The sequence below is a fragment of the Ruegeria sp. AL12 genome, assembly GCF_056540885.1.
Genome location: NZ_JBQFXN010000043.1, coordinates 1 through 1,329, shown reverse-complemented (window position 1 = coordinate 1,329; position 1,329 = coordinate 1). Strand labels below are relative to the sequence as shown.

Here is a 1,329-nt window from a genome sequence, read left to right as displayed (position 1 = left end):
GGCCTGCCCTGGCGATGGGGGTTCGGTTATCCCGGATGCTCGGTCCTCAAGTAAGCGCGCCCTGCGCGCGAATGACGTGGTGACAGGCGTTCTGTTTTCCATTATCCAACAAATCAAACACGCGAATTGGGATTCTGAGACTCATGGCTGAATACAAGCACGGCGAAATGAACATCGACGTTCAAACCAAAACTTTCAACGGTTTCATCAAAGCCACCACCTGGTGTGTGGTCGCGATCGCCTTGTTGTGCCTGTTCCTGGCAGTTTTCGCCTCGTAAGCAATTCGGGGGCGGCTTTGCTCAGGATATTGACTGCGTGCCTTGTGGCCGCAACGCTGGCTGGTTGCGCTGCATCACAGCGCCCGCAAGCGGATCAGACTGAAATAACGTCCCGTTCCTATCGCGATCCGGGGCCATCGACCCTGACCTTGTACACGATGATCAGCACCCGGACCGGTTCGGGCGCGCATACGTCGTTGATGATCAGCGGCAGTGAGCGGGTTATTTTCGACCCGGCAGGGTCGTTCCGGGCGGATGTTGTACCGATCAGGAACGATGTGCTGTACGGTATTACCCCGAATGTCGAACGTGCGTATCGCAGCAGCCACGCCCGCGAAACACATTATGCGCGCATCCAGACGATCGAGGTCACTCCGCAACAGGCCGAAATTGCATTGCAACTGGCCAAGCAGATGGGCCCAGTGGCTGGTGCATTCTGTGCGAACTCTACCTCGCAGCTGTTGCAGCAGGTTCCGGGGTTCGAACAGATCACGACCACATTCTATCCGGTCAAACTGTCGGATCAGTTTGGAGCGCTGCAAGGCGTTCAAACGGCGGAGTACCGTGAAAACGACGACGCGGACCTGCAAAAGGGACTGGCGTTCAACAATGCGCGCCTGAACCAGCTGGACGCGGCTTCATCCAACTAAATACAGCAATATGTAAAGTGTTGCCGCCCCGGTAAAGATGGCGGCCAGCACATTCTTGGTTAGAATGCCCACAGACAGTGCAACCGCTGCGGCCGACATACGGGGTATATCCGGTTGTCCTTCGGTGGCCGCAGGCCAAACCACCAGCGGCGCGATCAGTGCGGGCAGGATGGCCACGGCTGTATATCGAAGGTGACGTAACAACCAGGGCGGCATCGGGCGATCACCGACGAGACCGATAAAGGTAAAGCGCAAAGCATAGCTGCCCACCGCAAGACCCACGATGATGATCCATATTGTTGTCTGATCGATCTGGTTCATGGCGTGTTCCGCTTTAGCATCAATTCCGCCTGCGCGCCGGCCATCATCCCTGCCGCGCCTGCGATCAGCAGGCGCAGATT

General features: G+C 57.2%; 3 protein-coding genes. 2 read left to right on the top strand and 1 reads right to left on the bottom strand.

Annotated elements, in window-relative coordinates:
* Positions 1-143: 143 nt before the first annotated feature.
* Positions 144-278, top strand: coding sequence for an aa3-type cytochrome c oxidase subunit IV (locus ACR0C6_RS21170; RefSeq protein WP_267364539.1), 135 nt, complete (start codon positions 144-146; stop codon positions 276-278).
* A 17-nt stretch (positions 279-295) separates the two neighbouring features.
* Positions 296-928, top strand: a complete 633-nt coding sequence (locus ACR0C6_RS21165) for a hypothetical protein (protein WP_480475007.1) — start codon at positions 296-298, stop codon at positions 926-928.
* Here ACR0C6_RS21165 and ACR0C6_RS21160 read toward each other — a convergent pair.
* The gene (locus ACR0C6_RS21160; RefSeq protein WP_480621068.1) at positions 917-1,249 is read right to left on the bottom strand and encodes an AzlD domain-containing protein; all 333 of its coding nucleotides are present in this window, start codon (positions 1,247-1,249) and stop codon (positions 917-919) included. The two genes, ACR0C6_RS21165 and ACR0C6_RS21160, sit on opposite strands and share 12 nt — an antisense overlap.
* Positions 1,250-1,329 lie beyond the last annotated feature (80 nt).